The organism is Streptomyces sp. MMBL 11-1 (assembly GCF_028622875.1).
Classification (GTDB): Bacteria; Actinomycetota; Actinomycetes; order Streptomycetales; family Streptomycetaceae; genus Streptomyces.
This window is the reverse complement of sequence record NZ_CP117709.1, coordinates 3971522-3987364: the sequence shown is the minus strand read 5'-3', so window position 1 is coordinate 3987364 and position 15843 is coordinate 3971522. Positions and strand designations below refer to the sequence as shown.

General features: G+C 72.4%; 21 protein-coding genes and 1 pseudogene. 18 read left to right on the top strand and 4 right to left on the bottom strand.

The genetic code is table 11. The annotated features are described in order from the left end of the window. Positions 1-45 precede the first annotated feature (45 nt). The 4 genes and pseudogenes from PSQ21_RS17370 to PSQ21_RS17355 all read right to left on the bottom strand — a co-directional run. Positions 46-1011, bottom strand: a pseudogene (locus PSQ21_RS17370) (AMP-binding protein); the annotation flags it as partial. 29 nt (positions 1012-1040) lie between these two features. Continuing rightward, positions 1041-2753, bottom strand: a complete 1713-nt coding sequence (locus PSQ21_RS17365) for a recombinase family protein (RefSeq protein WP_274031440.1) — start codon at positions 2751-2753, stop codon at positions 1041-1043. Beyond that, complete coding sequence (locus PSQ21_RS17360; RefSeq protein WP_274031439.1) at positions 2750-3151, bottom strand: hypothetical protein; 402 nt, start codon at positions 3149-3151, stop codon at positions 2750-2752. The genes PSQ21_RS17365 and PSQ21_RS17360 overlap by 4 nt, the downstream gene beginning before the upstream one ends. Before the next feature lie 31 nt (positions 3152-3182). Beyond that, a complete protein-coding gene (locus PSQ21_RS17355) occupies positions 3183-3629 on the bottom strand; it encodes a helix-turn-helix domain-containing protein (RefSeq protein WP_274031438.1) in 447 nt (148 codons plus the stop codon). 367 nt (positions 3630-3996) lie between these two features. Between PSQ21_RS17355 and PSQ21_RS17350 the strand changes: the two genes are divergently transcribed. The 18 genes from PSQ21_RS17350 (at position 3997) to PSQ21_RS17265 (ending at position 15802) form a co-directional block, all read left to right on the top strand. Continuing rightward, positions 3997-4131, top strand: coding sequence for a hypothetical protein (locus PSQ21_RS17350; protein ID WP_274031437.1), 135 nt, complete (start codon positions 3997-3999; stop codon positions 4129-4131). Next, entirely contained in the window at positions 4128-4331 is a 204-nt protein-coding gene (locus PSQ21_RS17345; RefSeq protein WP_274031436.1) for a hypothetical protein, read from the top strand. Before PSQ21_RS17350 ends, PSQ21_RS17345 begins: the two co-directional genes overlap by 4 nt. Positions 4332-4401: 70 nt before the next feature. Beyond that, positions 4402-4776 (top strand): hypothetical protein, encoded by a 375-nt coding sequence (locus PSQ21_RS17340; RefSeq protein ID WP_274031435.1) that lies wholly within the window; start codon positions 4402-4404, stop codon positions 4774-4776. Continuing rightward, a complete protein-coding gene (locus PSQ21_RS17335) occupies positions 4773-5147 on the top strand; it encodes a hypothetical protein (RefSeq protein ID WP_274031434.1) in 375 nt (124 codons plus the stop codon). Before PSQ21_RS17340 ends, PSQ21_RS17335 begins: the two co-directional genes overlap by 4 nt. Further along, complete coding sequence (locus tag PSQ21_RS17330; RefSeq protein WP_274031433.1) at positions 5144-6232, top strand: ERF family protein; 1089 nt, start codon at positions 5144-5146, stop codon at positions 6230-6232. The genes PSQ21_RS17335 and PSQ21_RS17330 overlap by 4 nt, the downstream gene beginning before the upstream one ends. Beyond that, entirely contained in the window at positions 6229-6930 is a 702-nt protein-coding gene (locus tag PSQ21_RS17325; protein WP_274031432.1) for a hypothetical protein, read from the top strand. The genes PSQ21_RS17330 and PSQ21_RS17325 overlap by 4 nt, the downstream gene beginning before the upstream one ends. Next, positions 6927-8486 (top strand): DNA cytosine methyltransferase, encoded by a 1560-nt coding sequence (locus tag PSQ21_RS17320; protein ID WP_274031431.1) that lies wholly within the window; start codon positions 6927-6929, stop codon positions 8484-8486. The genes PSQ21_RS17325 and PSQ21_RS17320 overlap by 4 nt, the downstream gene beginning before the upstream one ends. A gap of 222 nt (positions 8487-8708) precedes the next feature. Continuing rightward, complete coding sequence (locus PSQ21_RS17315; protein WP_274031430.1) at positions 8709-9659, top strand: mucin-2; 951 nt, start codon at positions 8709-8711, stop codon at positions 9657-9659. After that, positions 9656-10360: a zinc finger domain-containing protein gene (locus PSQ21_RS17310; RefSeq protein ID WP_274031429.1), complete on the top strand. Its 705-nt coding sequence runs from the start codon at positions 9656-9658 to the stop codon at positions 10358-10360. The genes PSQ21_RS17315 and PSQ21_RS17310 overlap by 4 nt, the downstream gene beginning before the upstream one ends. After that, the gene (locus tag PSQ21_RS17305) at positions 10357-10836 is read left to right on the top strand and encodes a hypothetical protein (protein ID WP_274031428.1); all 480 of its coding nucleotides are present in this window, start codon (positions 10357-10359) and stop codon (positions 10834-10836) included. Before PSQ21_RS17310 ends, PSQ21_RS17305 begins: the two co-directional genes overlap by 4 nt. After that, entirely contained in the window at positions 10833-11003 is a 171-nt protein-coding gene (locus PSQ21_RS17300) for a hypothetical protein (RefSeq protein WP_274031426.1), read from the top strand. Before PSQ21_RS17305 ends, PSQ21_RS17300 begins: the two co-directional genes overlap by 4 nt. Before the next feature lie 119 nt (positions 11004-11122). Then, positions 11123-11638: an HNH endonuclease signature motif containing protein gene (locus PSQ21_RS17295; protein WP_274031425.1), complete on the top strand. Its 516-nt coding sequence runs from the start codon at positions 11123-11125 to the stop codon at positions 11636-11638. A 2-nt stretch (positions 11639-11640) separates the two neighbouring features. Further along, entirely contained in the window at positions 11641-12138 is a 498-nt protein-coding gene (locus PSQ21_RS17290; RefSeq protein WP_274031424.1) for a single-stranded DNA-binding protein, read from the top strand. A 95-nt stretch (positions 12139-12233) separates the two neighbouring features. After that, positions 12234-12890, top strand: a complete 657-nt coding sequence (locus tag PSQ21_RS17285) for a hypothetical protein (RefSeq protein WP_274031423.1) — start codon at positions 12234-12236, stop codon at positions 12888-12890. Continuing rightward, complete coding sequence (locus PSQ21_RS17280) at positions 12887-13099, top strand: hypothetical protein (protein WP_274031422.1); 213 nt, start codon at positions 12887-12889, stop codon at positions 13097-13099. Before PSQ21_RS17285 ends, PSQ21_RS17280 begins: the two co-directional genes overlap by 4 nt. Continuing rightward, a complete protein-coding gene (locus PSQ21_RS17275) occupies positions 13096-13899 on the top strand; it encodes a hypothetical protein (protein ID WP_274031421.1) in 804 nt (267 codons plus the stop codon). Before PSQ21_RS17280 ends, PSQ21_RS17275 begins: the two co-directional genes overlap by 4 nt. Positions 13900-13952: 53 nt before the next feature. Then, positions 13953-14771 carry a hypothetical protein gene (locus PSQ21_RS17270; protein ID WP_274031420.1) on the top strand — a complete coding sequence of 273 codons (819 nt, stop codon included), beginning with the start codon at positions 13953-13955 and terminating at the stop codon, positions 14769-14771. Between the two features lie 167 nt (positions 14772-14938). Continuing rightward, positions 14939-15802, top strand: coding sequence for a hypothetical protein (locus PSQ21_RS17265; protein WP_274031419.1), 864 nt, complete (start codon positions 14939-14941; stop codon positions 15800-15802). Positions 15803-15843 lie beyond the last annotated feature (41 nt).

Genomic DNA, 15843 nt, shown 5'->3' with positions numbered 1-15843 from the left:
CCCCCGCCCTGTGTTTCACGTGAAACCCGAGGCGGAACCGGAGGCTCAGAGCTGGGTGACGTCCAGCTCGCCCTCCGCGTACTGCTTGCGGATCACCTTCTTGTCGAACTTGCCGACGCTCGTCTTCGGTACCGCGGGGATCACCGACCAGCGCTCCGGCAGCTGCCACTTGGCGATGCCCGACTCGGCGAGGAACGCCTTGAGCGCCTCGTAGTCGACGTCGGCGGAGCCCTCCTTGAGGACGACGGTCGCAAGCGGCCGCTCGCCCCACTTCTCGTCCGGTACGGCGACGACGGCCGCCTCCGCGACGTCCGGGTGGGCCATCAGCGCGTTCTCCAGTTCGACGCTGGAGATCCATTCGCCGCCGGACTTGATGACGTCCTTGGCCCGGTCGGTGAGGGTGAGGAAGCCGTCGGCGCTGATCACGCCGACGTCGCCGGTCTTCAGCCAGCCGTCCTCGCTGAACTTGTCCTCGGGGCGCAGGTGCTCGCCGTCGGACCCGCCGTAGTAGGCACCGGCGATCCAGGAGCCCCGGACCTCCAGCTCACCGGCCGACGCGCCGTCCCACGGGAGGTGTTCGCCGCCCGGGCCGACCAGCCGCGCCTCGACTCCGGCGGGGAAGCGGCCCTGGGTGACCCGGTAGGGCCACTGCTCCTCGTCGCTCAGCCCGGCGGGCGGGTGGGCCATGGTGCCCAGCGGCGAGGTCTCCGTCATGCCCCAGGCGTGGCAGAGCCGGACGCCGAGCTTGTCGTACGCCTCCATGAGGGAGGGCGGGCAGGCCGCGCCGCCGATGGTGACATTGGCCATGGAGGTGAGGTCGCGCGGGTTGGCGGTGACCTCGGCGAGCAGTCCCTGCCAGATGGTGGGGACCGCCGCCGCGTGCGTCGGGCGCTCGCGCTCGATCATGTCGGCGAGCGGGGCGGGCTGGAGGAAGCGGTCCGGCATGAGCATGTTGACGCCGCTCATGAACGTGGCGTGCGGGAGGCCCCAGGCGTTCACGTGGAACTGTGGTTCTAAAGGGGCAAATAAAAAAGCCCTGGTCAGAACAGGGTTTCCCCGTCGGCGCGGTCGTCGACCTCGGCCGGTTCGTCCTTCCGGGCGACGACCTCGCCCGCGATCGGGGCCCACGGGTCCGGCTCGTACACGGGGTGCACCTCGACCCGCACCTCGATCCAGCGCGACCCCTCCGTACGGATGTCGTGGCACACGATGCGCCGCACGATCTGTCGCAGAAGTGCGTTCTTCTCGATCGGCTCCATGAGGTCCCATGCCTCGATCAGGTTAGCGATCAAGGGTACGAACTCCTCGCGCGTCGGGGTCGCCTCGACCTCGCCGAGTTCGTTCATGGCGTTCATGATCGACCCTCGCTGTCCGGCCAGCTGGTCACGGACGCGCGCGAAGCTGTCGGCCGGGTACTTCTCCGGGTTCAACGCGTTGTCCATGACGAGTCGGTCGAGGGCTTTCTCGACCTTGGTCAAGTCGACTTGCAGCCGCGCCCGCTCACGCTGCGCGCGGGCGCGCGGGTCCTCGGTCGGCTCCGTCCGCTGCACGGGCAGGCGCGGTGACGCGTCGATGCCGGGGGCCGCCTCGCGCTCAAGCCACTTCTTGACCTCGCGCTCGACGTAGTCGCGCCGGGTGTTGATGCCCTTCGGGCACTCGACCTTGCTCGTGTGCTTGTTCCGGCTGCACACCAGGTTTCGGCCGCGCATCTGCTCGCCCTTGTACGTGTACGACGCTGCGCTCATGTGGTGGCGGCAGTACCCGTGACGGAGCAGGCCGGTAAGGGGGTACGTCGCCTTCCGGGCCCGCGGGGGCGTGGCCTTGGTGGTCTTCCGGTGTTCCTTGTACGCCTCCCACTGGTCGGGCGTGATGATGCGCGGTTGTGCGCCGGGCAGATAGATGAACCGGTTGTCGGGGCACCCGCTCCGCTTGCCGCTGCTGTACCCGCACGGGCACGTCTTGTCGTGCGTGCGGAGCAGACCGGCGGCGAACCCCGAGTCGAGGTACCGCGAGACGCTGCTCACCCCCCACGCCTTGCCGCGTAGCGTCGGGATGACCAACTCTTCGTTGAGCCAGTGCGCCAGGGCGTTGAACCCCTCGTACTCCTCGGTCTTCCGCTCGTACAGTTCCTCGACCACGCTCGCGTAATCGGGGTGCAGGGTGTACCGCTCCTGTTGCAGCCGGATGCCGTTCGGCGCGGTCGCGTCGGGGACGGCCCGGCGGTGCCAGATGTACCCGAACCGGCCGCGCCCGGTGGCGGGCAGCTTGGCGGCGAGCCGGTGCTCGTGGGTCTCCTTCCACTGCTCGCCCGCGCGGTCGCTCTCGAACGCGGCGAACTCCATGTACATGCCGCGCGCGAATCGGCCGATGGCGGTCGAGGCGTCGACCGGCTCGGTCGCTGACTCCAGCAGCCCCCCGGCGGCCTCGACGCGGGCGAGGTTGGCGGCGTTCCCGGTCCTGTTGCGCCCGAACCTGCTGTACCGCCACACCGCGATTCCGCGCACCTCGCGGCGCTCGATGCGCTCGATGCCGCCCATGATTTTTCGTTTGAAGTGGCGGCCGGACTCGTCAAGATCGACAATCCAATCGACGATGCGGCGCCCGGTGCGCGCGGCCCACTGCTCGATTGCGGTCCGTTGCAGTTCGGGGCTGATCTTCTCCTCTTTCCACGTCGACACGCGGATATAGCCGATCCACGGCTCGCCGGCGTGCGCCGAGCCGTGGAACGTGGGTGGGATGTCGGGAAGGGTCATACGATCTTCCGTTCGTCGTGGTCGTGGCGGATGAGCCGGAGCGGGCGCACGTTGCTGGGGACAACGGGGCCCGCGGCTCCGCCGCCGAGGTCGGGGTCGAGGGTCGCGCGGTCGTCGACTGGCTCGACGCGTGTCCCGCCGTCGGGCGGTGCGGATTTCCTGCTGAGCAGGCCCTTAGCGACGTGTTCGAGGGCGAGGCGGTAACCGGCTTCGTGGGCGTCGGCGACCTGGTCCTCGACGGCGTCATGGGCTCGCTGCGTCTGCCAGTAGCAGAGTGGGGGGAGGGCGGCGAATGCGATCAGGATTCCGGCGCGCGACAGGTCGCCCCCGTCCTGGAAGATCCCGAGCAGGCCCAGCGTGATGCCTACTACGAGGATGGCGACAGTGGGGGCGAACATCCTGCGGCCGTTCAACGGTGCCTCCGTGCGGTTAGTGCTCTGCGAGTCGTTCCTCGCCTGTGTCGGGGGGTGGCTCTTGGAGCGTTTCCGTCATCGACACGAAGACGGCACGCTTGTGGGGATCGGTGATGTTGAGTCGCGTCGCGGCCTGTTCGGGGGTCATCGCGTCGGGGCCGGTCTCCGGTTCCTGTACCGCGATCAAGTCGTCGTGGTCGACGATGCCCGCACGGAGTAGGACCGTGCCCAGGGTGATGCCGAGTTGATCGGCGAGCCGGGCGAGTACGTCCATGTCCGTGACCCGCTTGCCGTCGAGCAGCCGGCCGACGGTTGAAGCGCTAAGGCCCGAGTCTTCGGCGAACCGGCTTTTCCCCCCGCTGCGCGGTCCCGATAGGTCGTACCCCGCTGCGGTCAGCTGGTCGTGAAGCCAGCCCGCGAACTGCTCGGCGCGGCCGGTCGCGTCGCGCTTTCTGTTTTTCATGGGTGAAAGATAGCGCGTAGCTGTCTCGCGCGAAACATAGCGCTTGAGACATGGCGCGTCGGCGCACCGGTTCACCCCCTTTTCGGCTCGAACACAGGCAGTGACCTGCGCTCTTACCTCGAACGTGCGTCCGATTCTGTATCGGGCGTACCGGCCTGTCAACGCCAAAACACCCACCGTCACAGGCCGTGACCCCCTGCCCTAACTTTCACGCTTGAAAGATAGGTGCTACTTTCTGTCCAGACAGGTTGTCTGTCTGACCGGAAAGGAACGGCCCATGTACGACCGTGCGCACCTTGTGGCAGTTGCCACCGACAAAGGCGACCGGCATTACACAGACCTCGCGGCCCGGCTGAAAGTTGCCCCCGTGACGGCTTGGCGTTTGTGGACCGGCAAGACCGCGCCGAGTGCCCGGCTCGCCGCCGCCGTCCAGGACGAGTACGGCATCCCCGCCTCTCGCCTGCTGAAACTGCGCGAGTCGAGCACCCAGGCCGCCGCATGACCGGCCCCTCGACCGTCATCCCGCGCGAGGTCGCGTTCGCCAACGCGCGGCGTGTTCTCGACCGCGCCCTCGACCGGATCGCCCGCGACCGCGCCGCCGGTCGCCTCGCGCCCGAGGCCGAACTCGCCATACGCCGCATCGAGCGCGCCCACCGCGCCCAGCAGGCCGAGCAGGACGCCCCGCACCGCGCCGCCGCCTGAAACCGCGAAGGGCCGCCCGGTCGCGACCCGGACGGCCCTCCCCGACCGAACCCCGAAAGAGGCACCGATCGTGAACACCCCCCAGATTACCGCCCGCCGCCGCGCCGCCGAGGTCATCGCGGGCGCCCGCGCCGCCCGGAAGCGGCTCGCCCTGACCGGCGTACTCGCCCGGCAGCTGGACGAGATCGCCCCCGGCACCGTCCGCGTGCGGATCGTCCCCGTGCACACCGACCGCGACGGCGAGCAGCGCGTCGCGATGTGGGTCGCCCTCGACGACGCCCTCGGTCTGCCGCTCAAGGCCGACCGGCTCGCGCACCGCGCCGCCCTCGGCCTGCTGCGCCGTGCGTTCCCCGCCGCCGACTGGACCCGCCCGCACGCCTACGACGTCGCGACGGGCGAACTCGCCCTCGACGCCCCGGCCATGCCCGAGGAGCTGCACCAGTGATTCGCCCCCAGCTCACCGCCGACGGCCTCGCCGTCCGCCTGCCGATCGCCGCCCGCGCCGAGCAGCTGCTCGACGACCTCGCCCTCGCGTACGTCGAGGCCCCCGACGACCTCGGCGCCCTGCTCGCCCACCACGGCGAGAACGTCGCCGCCCTCGACCGAGCGATCTACGGGCACGACGTGCCCGAGTACGAACGGGCGATGCGCGCCGCCGCCGCCGACGGGAGCCGCGAGGCGCTGGCCGCCGAGGCCCCGATCGCCGCCGACCTCGACGACCTGCTCGACCCCGACGCGGCGATCACCCTCGCCGGCCGTATTACCCGCCTCGCCGGTCACATCCGGCACCGCAAGACCAGGAGCACGCGCCCGTGACCGTCACCCAGCTGCACCCGAACCAGCCCGCCCCCGCGCCCGCGCCCGTGCTCGGCACGTCCGCCGGGCCCATCCAGTCGGCGTACGAACCCGCGCCGTCGGGCGCCCCCGCCGACGCGCCGCGCGTGTTCCAGGTCATTCACGGCGTGATGCAGGACGTAATGCCGGTCAGCAAGGACAAGCAGAACACCCAGCAGAACTACAGCTTCCGGGGTGTCGACGACGCCATGTCGGCCATGGCGGGCCCGATGCGCGCTCACGGCTGTTTCATCGCGCCCGAGGTCGTCGAGCACCGGCAGCGCCCGCGCGGCGAGAAGGGCACCCACACCGTGCTCAAGATGCTGTACCGCATCTACGGGCCCGCCGGTGACTGCCTGCTCGTGTCCCTGCCCGGCGAAGCCATGGACAGCGGCGACAAGAGCACCAACAAAGCCATGAGCGCGGCCCTCAAGTACATGCTCTTTTGGGTGTTCATGATCCCGGTCGACTCCCGGTCGATCGACGACAGCGACCAGGACGCCGCGCCGATCCCCACCGCGCCCCAGCAGCGCCAGCAGGGCGGGCACCGCCAGCAGCAGCGCCGCAATGGCCAGCAGCAGCGGCAGCAGGGCGGGCAGCAGCAGCCGCGCCGCAGCAACCGCGCCGAGGCGGGCCCGTGGGAGCAGCAGGCCCCGGCCCAGCAGCAGCGCCAGCAGCGCCCCGACTACCTCGCACAGGCCCGGAAGGCACCGACGCCCGAGGCGTTCGCGAAGGTGCGCGCCGCCGCAGTCGCCGCCGGGGCCCCGCCCGAGTTCGTCGCCCAGCTGGACCAGGTCGACGCCGCGAAGAGGCAGGCCGCCCAGAAGTCGCAGCAGCCGCCCGCCGGTCAGCAGCAGCGCCCGCAGCAGCCGCAGCCGAACGAGGAGCAGGCCGCCGCCGTCGGGGAGTTGTACGACGCCGCCCGCAGCGCGGGCGTGACCGACCGCGCCGAGGTCGAGCAGCTGTTCAGCTCGAAGTACGGGCGCAAGTCGGCCGAGGGCACCGTCGAGCAGCTGCGCGAGATGCGCGACGACCTGCTCGACGCCGCGAAGGCGGCGAGCGCATGAGCGAGCCGACGTTCGACGACCCGATCGCCCAGCACCACTACGACACGATCACGGAAGCGCTCGGCGTGCAGCGGCTCAAGGTCGAGGCCGACGCCGCCGGTCCGATGCCGACGTTCGACGAGCAGCCGCTCGACGCCGAGCCCGCCGTCGCGCAGCCGGCCGAGTCGCTGCGCGACCTCGCCACCGAGGCCGCCGTGTTGAAGCTGCTCGCCGAGCGGGTGGCCGCCGCGCAGAAGGACGTGAAGGCGCGCACACAGCGGGCCCTCGACGCCGCCGAGAAGCGCGACGGGACCGAGCGCGTCGTCGCGTCCCTGCCGACCGGCGAGCAGGTCGCCACGATCTCACTGCGCAAGGGCGAGACGGGGCCGGTCGTCACCGACGAGGAAGCCCTCGCCCGGTGGGTCCGGCAGACGTGGCCCGACGAGGAGTGGACCACGACCCGCATCGTGCGCGAGGTCAAGCCGTGGAAGCTCGCGGAACTGCTCGCCGAGATGGACGCCGCCGAGGCCGCGAAGCTGGTCGACAAGACCACGGGCGAAGTCCTCGACGTGCCCGGCGTCGTCATCAAGCCGACCAGGGCGCGCACGTACGCGATCACGTGGCGCAAGGGCGGGAAGGACACGACCGCCGAGGCGTGGCGGTCCGGTGCCCTCGCGCAGCAGCTCGCCGCGATCACGGCGGGGGGCGAGGCCGCATGACGCGCACCCTCGACCGCGCCGAGCAGCTGATCGCCGAGCGGTTCACCGACGTTCCCGGACAGCTCTCCCTCAACGTGCCGGACGGGTTGCGGATCGGTTCCCTGTGCAGCGGATACGGCGGCCTCGACATGGCCGTTATGGGCCTGCTCGGCGCAACCGTGGCGTGGCACTGCCAGTACGACCCGGACGACAAGCACCAGTACGCCGCGCGCATCCTGGCGCACCACTGGCCGGACGTGCCCAACCACGGCGACGTGACCCGCGTCGACTGGTCGAGCGTCGAGCCGGTCGACATCCTGACGGCCGGTTTCCCGTGCCAAGACGTGAGCCTCGCCGGCAAGCGCGCGGGCGTGGTCGGCGACATGGTCATTCCGGCCGGTGCGCTGCTCTGCGGCAACTGCCGGTGGGGCGACCACGACCACGCCACGTGTGAGGCCGCCGCACCGTCCGGGGCCGTCCCTTCGCGCCTGTCCGGCATGGCCGCCGCCGCCGCGGTTTCCGAACTCAACGCCCGCGACCTCGCCGACCCGGCGGGCCCGCCCGCCGAGCGCGTGATCAAGGGCACCAGGTCCGGCCTGTGGTTCCACGTGGCCCGCGCGATAGCCATCCTCCGACCCCGATTGGTAGTGATCGAGAATGTTCGCGGACTCCTCTCCGCCAAGGCCGTTCGCAGTCTGGGACTCGACGGCACGCCTGTGGATGAGGACGGCGGAGACGCCGACACTCTTCGAGCTGTCGGCGCCGTTCTCGGCGACTTGGCCGACCTCGGGCTCGATGCGGAATGGCACGTGCAGCGCGCATCCGAAGTCGGGGCCCCGCACCAGCGTGAGCGCGTTTTCATCATCGCGTGGCCTGCTGCCGACCCCGACAACGAGCGAGTGGAACGGGCCGGGGGCCCCGGACGGGAACCGCAACGACACGTTGCGGGCCCGCATCGCGAACCTGCCGACGCCCAGAGCGAGGGACAGCAAGGGAGTCGGGTTCGAGGACGGCCTACCCGCCGTCGTGCAGCTGCTCAAGACCCCGACCTCGAATCTCGCGGTGAACGGGGGGTCGCAGCACCCGGACAAGAGGAAGCAGGGCGGGCACGGCCCGACGCTCGCCGACGAGGTCGAGCACCTGCTACCAACCCCAAGGGCGACGCACAACGAGGAAGGCGAGGGAGCCGTCGAGGCGTGGCTGTCTCGGCGGGCCAAGCCCCGCAAGGACGGGAAGCAGGCGGATACGAGCCTTCCTCTCGGGTTGGCGGTCCGAGCCCTGCCGGAACTCTCCCCGTACGCGATTGGGGGGTCTACGCCCCCGCAGTCGCGCGCTGGGAAGCGATCACGGGCCGACCGGCACCCGGGCCAACTGACGATCGAGGCCGCCTGACCGCCGAGTTCGTCGAGTGGATGATGGGCCTCGCCCACGGCCACGTGACCGGCGTGCCGGGCCTGTCCCGCCCCGCCCAGCTCAAGGCGTTGGGGAACGGCGTCGTGCCCCAGCAGGCCGAGCACGCGATCCGGTTCCTTCTGTACCGCGCCGGTATCGCCGAGCGGTTCGGCCTCGCCGCGTGAGCGCCGCCGAGCCCCCGCCGCCGCCCGCGTGCGACCACGGCAACCCCCGATGCGGCGCGCGGCCGGTCCGCCCGTACGTGTGCGGGTGGCGGTGCGAGGAGCACCAGCCCGCGCGGACCCGCCCGTACTTCCAGCGCCAGCGCGCCCAGTGAACGCCCCGGGGCGAGGACGAGCCGACCGGCCCCTCGCCCCGGGCGCCCCATCCCAAGGAGCACAACCCCCGTGACCTGGTTCAAAGTCGACGACACGGCGCACACGAACCCGAAGTTGCTCAAGGCCGGTAACGCGGCCCTCGGCCTGTGGGTCCGCGCGGGCGCCTACGCGGCCCAGCACCTCACCGAGGGCGTGATACCGGGCGTCGTCGCCCAGCTGTACGGCACCGCGCCCCAGGCCCGGAAGCTGGTCGCGTCCGGCCTGTGGCACGCCCACGGGCACGACTGCACCCGGTGCGAGCAGCCGCCCGCCGGCGACTACGTGATGCACGACTTCCTGACCTACAACCCGACCCGCGCCCGCGTCGAGGACGACCGCGCCGCCGCCGCCGAGCGCCAGAAACGCGCCCGCGAACGGGCCGCAGAGCAGCGGAACCAGGAGCGTAATCCGCGCGATCCGTCGGCGAATCGTCCGCGAATCGACGGCGATCCGTCGGGCGAAAATCGCGAACCGTTCGCGAATCAGATCGAGTTTCCCGACGACATCGCAGGTCAGGGCCACGGGTCACACCGTGACGGCGAGGAACCGTCACGGTCCCCCCGTCCCGACCCGTCCCGTCCCGCTGTACCTCCTACGGAGGTACAGCAAGCTAGCTACGCCTCGACCCCCGCCGTGCCGGTGAACGTGGTTCCGCTCCGCGACGCGCTCACCGCCGCCGGGATCGTCGTCGAGTGGTCCCTCGAAACGGCCGACTGGTTCCGCCTTGAGGCAATCGTCGCGAGGACATCCGTCGCCGCCCTGGTCGACCACGCCCGTGGGCAGTGGGGCCGGGCCCGTTCCCGCCCGCGCTCGGTCCGGTACTTCCTGCCCGGCTGGACCGCGCTCCCCCCGGTGCCCGCCGGGGCCCCGACCTCGCCCGGTGCCGAGGTGATCCCCCTCGACGCCGCACGGCCCGGCCGCGTAGCCCGCGCCGCCGACATGTTCGCCGCCGCCCTCAACCCCCAGGAGAACGCACAGTGAAGCGCGAAGAAGTGGCCGCCCTGCTCGCGTACGCCGTGAGCCTCGACCCCCGCCTCGCCCCCGCCGACCAGGCCGAGGCCGACGAACGCCTCGACCAGTGGGCCGACCTGCTCGCCGACGTGCCGCCGACCGCCCCGCACCCCGACGGCCGCGACTGGCACGCCGGTCACGTCGTCCGCCACCACATCGCGAGCAGCGCCTACCGGCTCCAGCCGAGCGACGTTTCGCGCCCCTGGCACGCGTTCAAGGCCGACGTACTCGGCCGCCACACCGACCCCGTGCCGCCGGTCGACCCCGACGACCACCAGGCGTACCGCGCCGTCCTCGCCGACACCAGGCAGGCCATAGCCGCCGGGCAGGCCGCCCCGTCGGTGTACCGCGAACTGACCGGCGGAAGCACCCGCGAGGAGCGGAACGAGTTCGCCGCCGCCCGCCTCGCCGCCCTCGGCGACTACATGCCGAAGACCGTCCGCGATGCCCTCGCCGACTTCCGCAAGACGCGCGCCGAGCGCGAGCGCCGCGCCGCCGCCGGACTGCCCGACCCGCTCGACGTGACGTGCCCGTACGTGACGTGCCGCGCGCGCCCCGGCCAGCCGTGCCAGCAGGGCGGGAAGCGCCGCGTGGACCGCACCAAGCCGCACCCGTCCCGCCTCGACCTCGCCACCGCCCAGCACTACGCCCCAAGGGAGCCGGCCGCATGAACCGGAACAAGAAGCACCCCGAGCGCGCCGCGCACCGCCGCCGCGCCAAGGCGACCGACCGAACGAAGAACACGAACGGGTACCGGATCACCGGATCGTGGGACGACCGTCCCGACCGGCCCGCCGTGAAGCCGACCAGCGACCGCAAGGCCGCCCGGCGCATCGCGCGCAGCATGGCCGACCAGGGCGCGTACGTCATCGTCGAGGAGCACCACGGGTACGGCCGCTGGTCGACGTGGTTCGAGGTCGACGGGCCCGCCCAGCTCGCCGCCGCCCTCGCCGCCGAGGCCGAGGCCCGCGCCCGTGCCGAGGCGCAGCGCCGCGCGGCCGAGCAGGCCGCCGACGCCCGCCGCGCCGCCGCTGAGAAGTCCGAGCGCGACCTCGACGCCCTCGCCCGGATGATGGTGCGCCCGCCGGTCGCCCGCGAGCAGTGCGGACGACGCGACGCCCGGCACGTGACCGGCGCGCAGCGATGATGCCCGACGCCGCCCTCGCCGCCATCCGGGCCGCCGTCGAGGTCGCGCACGGCAACGGCCTACAGGACGCCGAGGACGTGGCCGAGGCCGTCGCCGGCGAACTCACCGCCGTGGGGTGGACGCTCACCCTCGACGAGCCCGAGAGCGGCGCACCGGCCGCCGCATAGCCGCAGAACAGGGGGGCGCTTTCCCCATGACCGGCGCGCCCCCCTGTCTGCTAGCTTTCTGCCCAGACAGATAGCCTGTCTGTCTGGCAAGGCCACTACATCCCGACGGAGGTACATCCATGGAACGGCCCACCCCGGCCGCCCGGTTCGCCGCCAAGGTGAACCCCGCGGGCCCCTGGTCACTCCGCCGGGACTGCCCCGGCCCCTGCCACCTGTGGGACGGCGCCCAGAACGAGAAGGGTTACGGGACCTTTTGGGTCGCCGGCCGCACCGTCAAGGCCCACCGCTACGCCTACGAACAGCACCTCGGCCCGATACCCGCCGGCCTTGAGGTCGACCACCGGTGCCGCCGCCGCGAGTGCGTCGCCCCCGGCCACCTTGAGGCCGTCACGCACCGCGTGAACGTGCTCCGCTCGACCAACCACGTCGCGCAGCGAGCCGCAGTCACGCACTGCCCCGCCGGCCACGCCTACGACCAGCCGAACACCATCCGCGCGAAGGACGGAACGAGGAAGTGCCGGGCGTGCAAGAACGCCGCCGCCCGAGCCGCCCGAGCCCGCGCCCGCGAGGCCCGCCTCGCCCCCGTCGCGCCCCTACGCCCCCGCACATCCCGCACCCTCGAAAGGGCCGCATAACCATGAGTGGCGACACCGTCATCACATTCACGGGCAACCTCGTTGCCGACCCGGAACTCAGGTTCACCCCGTCCGGCGCCGCCGTCGCCAACTTCCGCATGGCCAACACCCCCCGCAAGTTCAACCGCCAGACGAACGAGTGGGAAGACGGCGAGCCGGTGTTCCTCGGCGTGGCCGTATGGCGCCAGCAGGCCGAGCACGTCGCCGAGTCCATCAAGCGCGGCGACCGCGTGATCGTCGTCGGCCGCCTCACCCAGCGCCAGTACGAAGCCACCGACGGCAGCAAGCGCAGCAGCTACGAGATACAGGCCGACGAGGTCGCCCCGTCGCTGCTCCGCGCAACCGCGGCTGTCACCAAGGCGACGGGCAACGCCCAGCGAGGCCAGCAGCCCGCCCAGCAGGCGTACGGACAGCAGTCGTACGGCCAGCAGGCCCAGGGATACGGCCAGCAGCAGGGCGACCCGTGGGCGACCCAGGGAAGCACCGAGCCCCCGTTCTGACCGGCCCCGTCCGGGCCGCGCGTCCGGACGCGGGCCCTCCCGCGCGCGTGAGCACCACCTCGACCCCTTCGGACACGAGACAGGAGCACCACCCCATGACCCGCATTCCCGACGCCGTCGCGTTCGCCTCGCTCGACACTCACCGCCTGATCGTCACCGTGCCGAACGAAGGACCGGCCGACGTGGCGTGCAACCTTCCCCGCCCCGTGGCCGCCGACATCCTGCGACAGCTCGCCAACTCCCTGGAGAGCCCCGCCGGGGCATGCGACACCGCGTACGCGACCGGCGCGCCGTGCCCCCTTCACGACGCCCCCGTACCGCGCCCCGCCGGTCTCGACGCCCTGCTCGCCGCCGTCGCCGACCAGCTGCCCGCCGACGACCCCGACCTCGCCGCCCTCGGCCTCGCCGCCATGGCCGAGCCCGAGGCGCAGCAGCCGGCGACGGATTGGGTCGCCGACGTACGGAGCGCCCTCGCGTTCAACGCCGAGGCCAGTCACCCCGTGGTCATCACGCTGCGCGACGTACTGCTCGACGACGCCCGCCGGTCCCCCGAGCAGGCCCTCGCCGCCGCCCTGGTCCTGCTCGCCGCGCACACACGCGAGCTGTCCGCCCTCGCCCAGCGCGACACCGACGAGTACCGCGACGAGCACGGGGTCAACCGGGGCACACGCGGCCTGCTCACCGGTATGCAGCACACGCGGAGGCTGCTCGACCGGCACGCGACCGGCCTCGAAGCCCAGGTCACCGAGTGAGCGGCGCAGCGTGGGCGATCGTCCTCGCCCTGTTCCTCGCGTCCGGCGTGCCCCTCGGCCTGTGGGCACGCCGCCGCGACCCCGGCCCGCTCCGCGACCGCACCGCCGACCGAGCCCTGTTGCGCCTCGCCAAGGGGGAAGGCCGATGCCCCCGCGGCTGCACCACATGCCGAGTGCTCACCGAACGCACCGAGGAGAACGACCGATGACCACCACCGCCCCGCGCCGCCGGCGGCACTCCCGCACCAAGGGGCGCGACCACGAGCGCAGCGACCGACGCGCCGGGCTCGACATCCTGCTCGCCCGTGCCGACCGTGGCACCCTCAGCCGCACTGAGGCCGCCCTGTTGCGCGAGTACGTCGCCGAGGAGCGGCGCACCGCCGACGAGTCCCGCAAGGCGAACGCCGGGTCGACGCGTGCCCTCGCCCGGCACCGCGAGGCCGCCGACGCCGCGATCGTCGAGGCCGAGGAGCGCGCCAGGCAGGCCGAGGAGATAGCGCGCGCCGCGCACCAGTGCAGCAATGAGGCCGAGCGCCACCGTGCCGCCGCCGACCGCGCCCTCGACCGCGTGCGCGACCTTGCGCACCGGATGCGCGCCGGTTCGCCTATGGGGGCCGCCGCCGTCTACGCCGAGCGCATCGAGCAGGCCCTCGACGGCGACCTCGCCGCCATGAACGCCGGACAGACCGCCATGCACGCAGCGTTCGCCGAGGCCGCCGAATCGACGCGGGCATGCCTCGCCGAGCAGCAGCGCGACCACGACATCGCCCTCGCCACGGCCGAGCAGCGCATACGCCGACTGGAGAAGGACGCGCGCGACAACGCAGCCGACGCCCGCGCCGAGCACGTGCGCGCCAAGTCCCTTGAGCAGCAGCTCGCCGCCGTCCGGGCCGCACTGCCCGAGGAGCCCCGGCCGCGCCTCGGCCTACCGACCGACCTCGCGTACGCCAACGGCCGCCACGACCTCGCCGAGCGCGTCCGGCACGTCCTCGACCAGGCCCCCGCCTGACCGGCCACCCCGCCCCCGCCCCGCCGTACGCACCGAGCACAGGAGCAGCACCCATGACGACCCCCCTCGACCACACCGCGCCGCCGGTCGCCCGCCGCGCCGCCGTCGACCTCGCCGCCGTGCGCGAGCAGTGGGGCGACCTGCTCGCCGCGATCGGCCGCCGACCGGCCGCCGAGTGGCCGCCGCGCGACTCCCGCGCGTACATCGACGGACACCTCGCCGAGCAGGCCGACACCGTCGAGGACGAGCAGCCGGCGGCGACCGTCGGCCGGCTCCCCCTGATCCTGCGCGAGCACCCGGCCCCGCTCAACCTCGACGCCCTCGACGCCGCGACCGAGGTCGAGCGCGACCTGTTCGACCTCGCCGACGCCGTCGCCGAGTACGTGCAGCGCCCCATACGACCGGCGCGCGACAGCCGGGGCCGGTCCGTCACGGACCAGGCCGACGCCGCCGACCCGGCCCGATGGCACTACCAGGCGCAGACCTCGCCCGGCTCCCGCGCGTTCGGTCTGCACTGGGCCGCCGTGTGGCTTGAGGGCCGAGCCCTCGACGAACCGGCGGGCGACCTGTTCGAGCCGATGCCGGTCCGCCTGCTCGACCACGTCGCCGCGACCGCGAGCCGGGCACGCCGCACGGTCGAGCGGGCCCTCGGCCGCGACGGCCGGTCGACGACGCTCGCCGAGCCGTGCCCGTGGTGCGCCGGGTGCCTGACCGGCCGGACCCGTCCGGGGGGCGAGCCGGTCGTCGTCTGCTCGACCGGCGCAGCGTGCACCGCGCCCGCCGACGGCCGCCAGGCCGGGGAGTGGCGGGGGGCCGACCTGGTCGCCCTGTGGGTCGCCCTCGCCGAGGCCCGGCAGCAACCCGCCGCGTAGGGGCCGGGCCCCAAGTCGCCGGGGGTGCCGGGCAGTTGCTCGGCACCCCCTTTCGTGAACCAACTTCTGAACAGACTTGTGAAGTGACTTCAGAAGTGGTTACAGTGCTCCCACAACAACACAACGGCGGCCCTCACCCGCCACACCGACCAAGGGAGCGACCCCCGATGAACACCAGCAGCCGGACCCGATACCACGTCGGCATGAACGAGATCGGCCTCGACCCCGAGTACCGCATCGAGTGCCTGCCGGACCTCGACGGCGCCCGCGCATGGCTTGAGGCCGACATCGCGAACACGGCCGAGGACGCCGAGGACGACACCGAGTTCGACGCCCTGCTCGACAAGCTCGCCCAGCTGCCCGACGCCGAGATCGTCGGCGAGTGGACCTGTGACGCGTACGTGTTCTGGGTGCGCGCCGTCGAGGACTGCGGTTGCCCGTGCGACTGCGCCGAGACGGGCCGCGCCGACGAGTGCAACGGCACCCACAGCCGCGAGGCCGCGCCCGAGCCCGCCCTCGGCGAGCCCGACGAGCAGGGCCGTTCCGCCTTCCAGATGCACGGCACCGAGTACCGAGTTTTCAACACGGCGGGCAAGCCCCTTGACGGGTACTGGACCGTCGAGCGCGTCGCCGCCGACGGCTCGCAGCTGCCGAGCCGCGACTACGTGTTCGTTGGCCAGCAGACCCGCGAGGGCGCGTTCGAGCGCGCCGTCGAGAAGCTGCGCCCGTACGGCGTCCTCACCTTCCTGCCGCAGCGTTACCGCGACGTGTGCATGTCGCAGGAAGACCAGGACGTGACCGAGTACCCCGACCACGTGCAGCGCGATGGCTGGTACTGCGCGTGGTCGACCGCCGGATACGTCGTCGTGTTCGAGGACGGCACCGAGCGCGGCATCGTGTGGCCCGGACGCCCCATCGAGGCGCACATCACGGGTGAGGACGGCCGCTGGACCGAGTTCGACGGCGAGTGGAAGTTCTGGGAGCAGGCCGCCGCCGCCGTCCGTGCCCACGTCATCGACAACCGCGCCTGACCGACCACCGAGGGGGCGCCCCGCGTGGGCGCCCCCACCCC

Excerpts from the sequence above, each read along its gene's own strand:
- PSQ21_RS17355 (WP_274031438.1), bottom strand. The coding sequence starts at position 3,629 with ATGAAAAACAGAAAGCGCGACGCGACCGGCCGCGCCGAGCAGTTCGCG.
- PSQ21_RS17275 (WP_274031421.1), top strand. The coding sequence starts at position 13,096 with ATGACCACCACCGCCCCGCGCCGCCGGCGGCACTCCCGCACCAAGGGG.
- PSQ21_RS17265 (WP_274031419.1), top strand. The coding sequence starts at position 14,939 with ATGAACACCAGCAGCCGGACCCGATACCACGTCGGCATGAACGAGATC.
- PSQ21_RS17300 (WP_274031426.1), top strand. The coding sequence starts at position 10,833 with ATGATGCCCGACGCCGCCCTCGCCGCCATCCGGGCCGCCGTCGAGGTC.
- PSQ21_RS17320 (WP_274031431.1), top strand. The coding sequence starts at position 6,927 with ATGACGCGCACCCTCGACCGCGCCGAGCAGCTGATCGCCGAGCGGTTC.
- PSQ21_RS17290 (WP_274031424.1), top strand. The coding sequence starts at position 11,641 with ATGAGTGGCGACACCGTCATCACATTCACGGGCAACCTCGTTGCCGAC.
- PSQ21_RS17305 (WP_274031428.1), top strand. The coding sequence starts at position 10,357 with ATGAACCGGAACAAGAAGCACCCCGAGCGCGCCGCGCACCGCCGCCGC.
- PSQ21_RS17360 (WP_274031439.1), bottom strand. The coding sequence starts at position 3,151 with ATGTTCGCCCCCACTGTCGCCATCCTCGTAGTAGGCATCACGCTGGGC.
- PSQ21_RS17365 (WP_274031440.1), bottom strand. The coding sequence starts at position 2,753 with ATGACCCTTCCCGACATCCCACCCACGTTCCACGGCTCGGCGCACGCC.
- PSQ21_RS17325 (WP_274031432.1), top strand. The coding sequence starts at position 6,229 with ATGAGCGAGCCGACGTTCGACGACCCGATCGCCCAGCACCACTACGAC.
- PSQ21_RS17295 (WP_274031425.1), top strand. The coding sequence starts at position 11,123 with ATGGAACGGCCCACCCCGGCCGCCCGGTTCGCCGCCAAGGTGAACCCC.
- PSQ21_RS17345 (WP_274031436.1), top strand. The coding sequence starts at position 4,128 with ATGACCGGCCCCTCGACCGTCATCCCGCGCGAGGTCGCGTTCGCCAAC.
- PSQ21_RS17285 (WP_274031423.1), top strand. The coding sequence starts at position 12,234 with ATGACCCGCATTCCCGACGCCGTCGCGTTCGCCTCGCTCGACACTCAC.
- PSQ21_RS17270 (WP_274031420.1), top strand. The coding sequence starts at position 13,953 with ATGACGACCCCCCTCGACCACACCGCGCCGCCGGTCGCCCGCCGCGCC.